Source organism: Gordonibacter sp. RACS_AR68, assembly GCF_030418485.1.
In the GTDB taxonomy this organism is placed as follows: Bacteria; Actinomycetota; Coriobacteriia; order Coriobacteriales; family Eggerthellaceae; genus Gordonibacter; species Gordonibacter urolithinfaciens.
In genome coordinates, this window is the sequence record NZ_JAIPUP010000011.1 from 23,211 (window position 1) to 30,696 (window position 7,486).

The window sequence follows — 7,486 nt, forward strand, 5'->3', positions numbered from 1 at the left end:
TTAATGGTCTAGTGAACTTGAATGTCTTCAACCAGCTCGAGAAGTTCCTGTTTCTTGTGGATGCCCAATTTTGCGTATATATGCTTGCTATGGGTTTTAACGGTGTGTTCGGAGATAAAGAGCTTAGTAGCAATGGCTGGCACCGTGTTTCCGCGAACAAGTAGCTCTGCTATTTCCAGCTCTCGAATGGAAAGTCCGTAGCGCGCTTTGAGAATGTGGCACTGCTTCGAAATCATGTCCCTCATCACATCGGTATCATCTGAAGGCGAAACCTTTTTGTGGCGAATTTGACAAGGTTTGTTTGACTGTTCTGCAGATGCTGTGGGGAGCTTTGGTTTCGTTCGCTCGGCAAGCTTCACTGCTGACTGAGTTTTGTCCTCAATGGCCTTCAAGAGAAAAGAGTTGTTCGTAAAGTGGAACAGCTCTATTGAGTCGAGCGAGATCGAATTCCTTGAAAGCAAATCTGTGAATGAAGACCCTATGGCAATAAAAAGCGACATGCTGAGAATGAATGTCGAAATCTGAGATATTCCGAAAAGTGACAAGGCGGGTTGATCTGGCAGAAGGGTCCCGTACCATCCCACAATGAACCCGATCGATTGCATTATGTAAGCAATGCCCGCGAAAAGACCAAAGATGAAAACAGGGTGGATACCGCGGTTGCGCGATATTTGCGCCACCTGCATCATCATGAGCATCTGGATAAGTGAAAAGGCGAAGTAGGTCAGCGTGACGAAGGCCGTGAGGTATTGGGCTCCCAGGAATGGCACAAGAAGAAATCCGACAATCAACGCCGGATATACAATGCGAAATATGTCGGTCAAATCAATCTTCAACCACCTGAGACAACACGCTATGAGCAAAATTACGGCCGAAATCAGCATGCCTACGAGAGAGGCCTCATTGACAAGAAAGATAATATCATCGTTCAGAACAGCTATACCACGAACGATGCCACTAACAAACCCAAGGGCACCAAGGCACAAGGCGCTACGCCAATGGTCTTTCACTGCCCTATGGTATACAGCGGAGTGCTCGGTGGGCTTGTCTTCAAACATAGGCTGGTTGAAATCGACTTCATGCGTGGCGATTGTGAGGCAGGTACCGCACAAAGGCGCAAGAAACATGGGAACGAGGAACGCTGCAATTGCCTCTGGAGCCAGATTAACCACCGAATAGACGAAGGGCGCCGCCATGGCTCCAAGGATAAGGGTGAGATTGCTTCGCTCGGTGGACATCGCGGCAAAAATGCTTTGCCACAACGTAAAAAGTCCCGCGCAGCCACCACCGAGAAAAAACCCTCCAGCTATTATGAGGGCAAGCGTGTAGTCTTCGAAGTACATGGAAAGGATGATGAAAACCGAACCAAGGAATATGATGGCAGGGTATAATCCGGGTTTCGTGCGCTGCAGAAGTTTGGGAACGCGGAAAGCCAGGGAAGCGCTCAGCAGGATGACACAGCCGAATGAAAGTGCTTGAGATACGAAAAACGCAATGAGGACTTCCGTCGTCTGAACTTCAAGAGGCAGCAAGGGAAAGAAGCCTCCCCAAATGGAGATGGCATTAATAGATAAGTAAAGCGCAAAGCCAATGGTCGAGCTCAGTATATGCTTTGTACAGTTCAAAACAGCCCCTTTGCACATCCGATATAAGCGATGTTGGCCCCTTTAATCATACAACACTTGCAAGGACCAACCATTCCAAAGATCAAGGGCTTGTAAGCGTCTGACATGGACTTTTCCGTAAATACCACCAATCGTGGGATGTGATAGCCTATGTGCGAGCGTATCTTAGAGACGTGGTTTTACTTAAATCAAACAAGCAAAAAAGGAGGGAATTGTGGAAAAGGACGCAGCAACTCTGTCGAGGCGAACTTTCCTCAAAGGATCACTCGCGGGCCTTGCAGTTGCAGGCGTTGCGAGTTCAGGTTCGCTTTACGGTTGTAGCCCCAAGCAGGAGACGGCCTCCGAGGAGGTTGTTGAGGATCTAATCGTTTGGGGTCAATGCCATGTGAACTGCGGCGGCAGGTGCATATTCCAGTACCATGTGAAGGACGGCAAAATCGTCTATGTCGAGAGCGACAACAAGGGAGACGCGGAGGGCATCCAGGCCAGGGCTTGTCTGCGCGGCCGCTCTATTAGAAGGTGGATCAACCATCCCGATCGTCTCCAGTATCCCATGAAGCGCGTTGGCAAGCGCGGCGAGGCGAAGTTCGAGCGCATCAGCTGGGATGAGGCCATTGACACCATTGTCGAGAAGCTGAAGCACACCATTGATACCTACGGCAACGAGGCTGTCGCTATCAAGCACGACAACGGAAACTTCTCCATTACTTCGGGTACTATGGCCCGCCTTATGAACAGCTGCGGTGGCTTCCTCGATTTCTACAACAACTACTCGACCGCCAATATGGTCGAGGGCATTCGCTACACTTTTGGTCCTGACGCGGGTCCGGGCAACCCGGTGTACGCTTCCTCTTTGAGCGAGGCTCTCAATTCCGACCTTTTGGTCATGTTCGGCAACAACCCGGCCGAGACCCGTATGGGTGGTGCGAACTCCACACGTTGGCTTTCCCAAATCAGGCAGAAGGGTGTTGAAATCCTGCACATTGACCCCCGCATGAGCGAGTCCGTTTCAGGTCACCCAGACGAGTGGCAGCCTATCCGTACCGGCACCGACGCTGCCCTCGTTGCCGCACTTGTGCACGAAATCATCGTTGACGGCAAGGCCGACATGGACTTCCTGAACACCTACTGCGTAGGCTTCAATGAGGACACCATGCCTGAGTCCGCCAAGGGCAAGAACAAGTCCTACTATGACTACATCATGGGTACCGGCTACGACATGGTTGAGAAGACCCCTGAATGGGCCGAGCCTATCACCTGCATTCCGGCTGCTCGCATTCGCGAGATTGCCAAGAAGCTCGAGAACGCGCAAGCTCCCTACATCGCCCAGGGTTGGAGTAGCCAGCGCCACTCTAATGGCGAAATGACCACGCGCGCCATCTGCATGCTGCCGATGGTTCTCGGTAAAGTCGGCAAGCCGGGCACGAACACGGGTCTGCGTGAGGCTAACCCCATCGCCCCGGTCTCCTTCGTCCCCAGCCTCGAGAACCCAGTGAAGACTTCCATCTCCTGCTACGAGTGGGTCAACGCCATCGATCACGGACCTGAGATGACCACCCTGCACGACGGTGTTCGCGGCGCCGACAAGTTGTCCACCGGCATCAAGTTCCTGTGGGTGTTCGCCAACAACTGCCTGACCAACCAGCATGGCGACATCAACGGCACCCATGACGTTCTCGTCGACGACACCAAGTGCGAGTTCATCGTCGTCATCGACACGGTGCTGACCGACTCCGCAAAGTATGCCGACATCCTCCTGCCTGACGCCATGCGGGCTGAGCACGAGAACCTCGACACCAACGGCTATGCGGAATGGTACACGGGCGTCAACTACGGCATGCCCGCACAGTCTCCGGCTTTCGAGGCTAAGTTCAACTATGACATCAACGCCGCCATAGCCGAGAAGATGGGCGTGGGCGAGGTCTTCACCGAGGGCCGCACCAATGAGCAATGGATCGAGCACATGTACGGCAAGGCCTTGGAGGCCGACTCCGAACTACCCGACCTTGAGACGTTGAAGGCTGAAGGTTTCTACAAGCGCGAGATGGCTCCGGTTGTGGGTCTTGAGGAGTTCATCAAGGATCCTGCTGCGAATCCGCTCTCCACGCCGTCCGGCAAGATCGAGGTTTACTCCGAGTCCCTCCAGGAGATTGCTGACACTTGGGATCTTGAAGAGCGCGATGTTATCCTGCCCATCCCTGCTTTCGATCCCGGCCGCGAGGGCTATACCGATCTCAACGAGGAATACCCGCTGCTGTGCTCCGGCTATCACTTCAAGGGGCGGACGCACTCTTCCTTCGGATTCATGGAGATTATCAAGCAGTGCAACACCCAGCAGGTGTGGATCAACCCGATTGACGCTGAGGCAAGGGGTATCGAGCACGGCGAGATTGTCGCCGTACGCAGCCCTCACGGCGAGGTTCGCATTGAGGCTCGCGTGACGCCGCGCGTCATCCCCGGTGTGGTTTGCATCCCCGAGGGTGCTTGGCATGACGCGGACATGGATGGCGACCGCATCGACCATGGTGGATGCGTGAACACGCTCCTTATGCCTAACCCGACTCCGTTGGCGAAGGCGAATCCCTCGCACTCCATTATCGTTCAGGTGTCGAAGGCGTAAGGTGGTACTATCATGACTCAGTACGGTTTTTATTTTGACAGCACTCGTTGCACGGGCTGCAAGACCTGCATGCTGGCTTGCAAGGACAAAAAGGACCTATCTACCGAAATAGCGTTTCGCAAGGTATACGACTATGAAGGCGGCAATTGGACGAAGGGCGAGAACAACACCTACCAGACCACTGCTTTCATGTACCACGTTTCCCTGGCCTGCAACCACTGCGAGAACCCGGCTTGCTTTGGGAAGTGCCCGACCGGCTCTATCACAAAGGATGAGGCCACTGGTGCGGTTATCTCCGGTAACGAAGAGACCTGCATTGGCTGCGGCACCTGCGTTGAGGTTTGTCCTTATGGCGCTCCTACCATCAACGAAGAAACCAAGAAGAGCGTGAAGTGCGACATGTGTATCGACCTTGTCACTGCGGGCAAACAGCCCATCTGTGTAGAGTCCTGCCCCCTCCGTGCGCTGGAGTTTGGCCCCATCGACGAGCTGCGTGCGGCTCATCCCGACGCGGTTGACGGAATTGCCCCGATGCCGGCGGGCGATCTGACGAATCCCTCCATCGCCATCGAGCTTTGCCCTAGCGCGAAGATGCCGGGCGACACCGAGGGCTTCGTGGCGAACGAATGGGAAATTGCGACGAAGTAGTTCTCATCTGCTAATCTATGTCGAACCCCGGAAAGTGGCTTTTCGGGGTTCGACTGTTTATCGCGGACGATTTTGTTGAGCAAAGTGGTATTTTCATGGGAAAGGCATTCTACTTTGATAGCACTGCCTGCACAGGTTGCAAGACCTGCGAGTTGGCATGCAAGGATTACCACGATTTAGGTCCTGGTATCACGTATCGCAGAGTAATCGATATCGAAGGCGGTGCTTGGCAATGGTCCAGTAGCGTTCCCGTACAAAAGGGTGTTTATGTATACCACGTTTCGTTAGCATGCGCCCACTGTGATAACGGCATATGTCTTTCTGTCTGCCCAACAGGAGCCATGCATAGAGACAAGCTAGGCTTCGTCTGGCCCGATCACAAAAAATGTGTCGGCTGCGGATACTGTGCCATGGCTTGTCCCTATGGAGCACCTTCTCTCGATTATCAAGCCAAGAAGAGCTCAAAGTGCGATGGGTGCACCGATCGAGTTGGTGCAGGAAAACTTCCCGTTTGCGTGGAAGCATGTCCGCTTCGGGCACTTTGGTACGGCAGCGAGTCTGAATTGGTTGCCGCGCACCTGGAAGCAGTCCGATACGTCCCTCCTTTACCTGACCCCTCCGTTACGAGTCCGAACTACTATGTAAAGCCATGTCCTGCATCATTGCTGGCCGATGAAGAAGGCGGTTGGATTGCAAACGAGGGGGAGCTTTAGATTGCTTTATGAAATGGATAGCTTGTCTCTTGCGATTTACACCACGCTTTCCCCTGCTGGAATGATGGCTTTTGTCTTTATGACCATAATGAGCCTGGCTGACGCAGCTTCCGAAAAGCGGACAATACATGACTATTTGTTTGCGATACCTTTCTTTCTCGTGTTAAGCGGCTTCATTACTTCAACGGCGCATCTAGGCACGCCAGCTAACGCGCTTTATGTAGTAACAGGTACCGGTCGTTCTCCCTTGTCGAACGAAGTCATTGCTGTTCTGGTGTTTTTGTTCCTGGCGGGATCATATTGGATGATTTCCGTAAGCAGGCCGCTTTCTCCGCGAGTTACTAAGCTGTGGCTGAGTGCTGCGTCTTTAGCAGCCGTGGTGGCCCTAGGATTCACCGCGATTGCCTATTCGATTAGGACCATACCGACGTGGGATACCTGCTACACTCCGTTGGCTCTCATTGTCGGAGCGGTTGGCCTGGGTGCTTTGCTGGCAGGCGGAACGTACCATCTTGCCGGCTCCCACTCAAAAGATTGGGGCATTGCGCTTTTTACACTTTACGCTTTGTCCTGCCTGGGTGTTTTGGGGTTAATGGCTCTCTTGCGAGAAGAAATGGCAAGCATCTCTTCTTTTACGATGCAAGCTATCAACCTTGCCCCCAATTACGTTGAAACCCTAGGCTTTTACGCAATAGCCTGCATTGCGTCTGTGTGGCTTGCCTTTGCTGTGTTGCTTCGCGAAGGCCTTATGAAGAGGTTTCGTTTTACGCTTGTTATCACCTCAATCGTTATCGCTCTATTAGGAGCGTTTCTTGTAAGGGTTTTGTTTTATCAGATTTACATGACCATCGGGTTGTAGTGTGTTCTGTGAACTAAAGCAATATTGCTAGTCTTTGGCTGCAAGGCAGCAGTGATTCGAGATTCTTGAATGGAAATTGAAGGAGAAACGGAAAATGACAGATCCATTAAGTGAAGAGGTTTTGACAGGTCTGGAATTTGTAGGTGTTACGCTTGCTCCGTTTTTCATGGAAGACCCGAAATTAGGGAATGCTTCGGCAATGTTTGAAGCTATTTCTGTCATCGACCCGGAAGTGGCTGCCCAAGATTGGCCCTTTGTGGTGGATTTCGACACTGCTTTTGATTGTTTGACCTCCATGAAACGTGGTGCCAGCGAATACGATAAGGAAGATTTTATATGGGAGTATCGACGTCTGTTCGTTGGCCCCGCCGCACGACCAGTTCCTCCGTGGGGATCGGTATACATGGATCGCGACTGCGTCGTGTTTGGCATTACTGAAATAGAATTAGAACGATGGTTGCGGAAGAACGACATCAAAAGGCAAACGAACGATAAGGTTCCAGAGGATCATATCGGTCTCATGTTTGCCCAAATGGCCTATATAGCACGTTATCGTCCTGAGCTTCTTCGTGAGTACCTGGAGCAGCATCTTCTTACGTGGTCTCACCATTTCTTCAATCAACTTCAGCGGGCAACAGACCATCCTTTTTACCAGAAGCTTGCCGTACTTGCAGACGCTTCACTCGAGGGGTTCAAAGAGCAAACTGGGCTAAGCATTGAGTATCCTCGCTACTACAGGTAGTTATTGTGACGTTCAAAGGCTAGGAAGAATATGCAGTAGAACCAACAAGAAGATCCATGCAAAAAAGAGGCCCCTTCCGAAGAAGGAGCCAAAAAAATCTTACAGGTGCCAGGCACCGCCGATACGAGGAGCGGGTCCTATAACGCAACCTATAACAATATTCTACTAGGTAGTTTCACTTATAATCCTCTTGCGGAAGCTATGCATGGCTTCCGCAGCTGGTCGTCGCTGGAACCGGACACCGGCGCAGTGCTAATGCTACCTATAGCTCCCAGTATC

General features: G+C 52.2%; 6 protein-coding genes. 5 read left to right on the top strand and 1 reads right to left on the bottom strand.

Annotation, left to right across the window (positions count from 1 at the left end; all coding sequences use genetic code 11):
* Nucleotides 1–8: 8 nt before the first annotated feature.
* A complete protein-coding gene (locus K9U15_RS14435) occupies nucleotides 9–1,625 on the bottom strand; it encodes a helix-turn-helix transcriptional regulator (RefSeq protein ID WP_301156486.1) in 1,617 nt (538 codons plus the stop codon).
* A gap of 214 nt (nucleotides 1,626–1,839) precedes the next feature.
* Between K9U15_RS14435 and K9U15_RS14440 the strand changes: the two genes are divergently transcribed.
* The 5 genes from K9U15_RS14440 (at nucleotide 1,840) to K9U15_RS14460 (ending at nucleotide 7,207) form a co-directional block, all read left to right on the top strand.
* Nucleotides 1,840–4,245 (top strand): DMSO/selenate family reductase complex A subunit, encoded by a 2,406-nt coding sequence (locus K9U15_RS14440; RefSeq protein WP_301156487.1) that lies wholly within the window; start codon nucleotides 1,840–1,842, stop codon nucleotides 4,243–4,245.
* A 12-nt stretch (nucleotides 4,246–4,257) separates the two neighbouring features.
* A complete protein-coding gene (locus tag K9U15_RS14445) occupies nucleotides 4,258–4,893 on the top strand; it encodes a DMSO/selenate family reductase complex B subunit (RefSeq protein WP_301156489.1) in 636 nt (211 codons plus the stop codon).
* A gap of 95 nt (nucleotides 4,894–4,988) precedes the next feature.
* Entirely contained in the window at nucleotides 4,989–5,606 is a 618-nt protein-coding gene (locus K9U15_RS14450; protein ID WP_301156491.1) for a 4Fe-4S dicluster domain-containing protein, read from the top strand.
* 1 nt (nucleotide 5,607) lies between these two features.
* Nucleotides 5,608–6,465 carry a DmsC/YnfH family molybdoenzyme membrane anchor subunit gene (locus tag K9U15_RS14455; RefSeq protein WP_301156494.1) on the top strand — a complete coding sequence of 286 codons (858 nt, stop codon included), beginning with the start codon at nucleotides 5,608–5,610 and terminating at the stop codon, nucleotides 6,463–6,465.
* 94 nt (nucleotides 6,466–6,559) lie between these two features.
* Complete coding sequence (locus tag K9U15_RS14460; protein ID WP_301156495.1) at nucleotides 6,560–7,207, top strand: molecular chaperone TorD family protein; 648 nt, start codon at nucleotides 6,560–6,562, stop codon at nucleotides 7,205–7,207.
* Nucleotides 7,208–7,486 lie beyond the last annotated feature (279 nt).

Excerpts from the sequence above, each read along its gene's own strand:
- K9U15_RS14445 (WP_301156489.1), top strand. The coding sequence starts at position 4,258 with ATGACTCAGTACGGTTTTTATTTTGACAGCACTCGTTGCACGGGCTGC.
- K9U15_RS14450 (WP_301156491.1), top strand. The coding sequence starts at position 4,989 with ATGGGAAAGGCATTCTACTTTGATAGCACTGCCTGCACAGGTTGCAAG.
- K9U15_RS14460 (WP_301156495.1), top strand. The coding sequence starts at position 6,560 with ATGACAGATCCATTAAGTGAAGAGGTTTTGACAGGTCTGGAATTTGTA.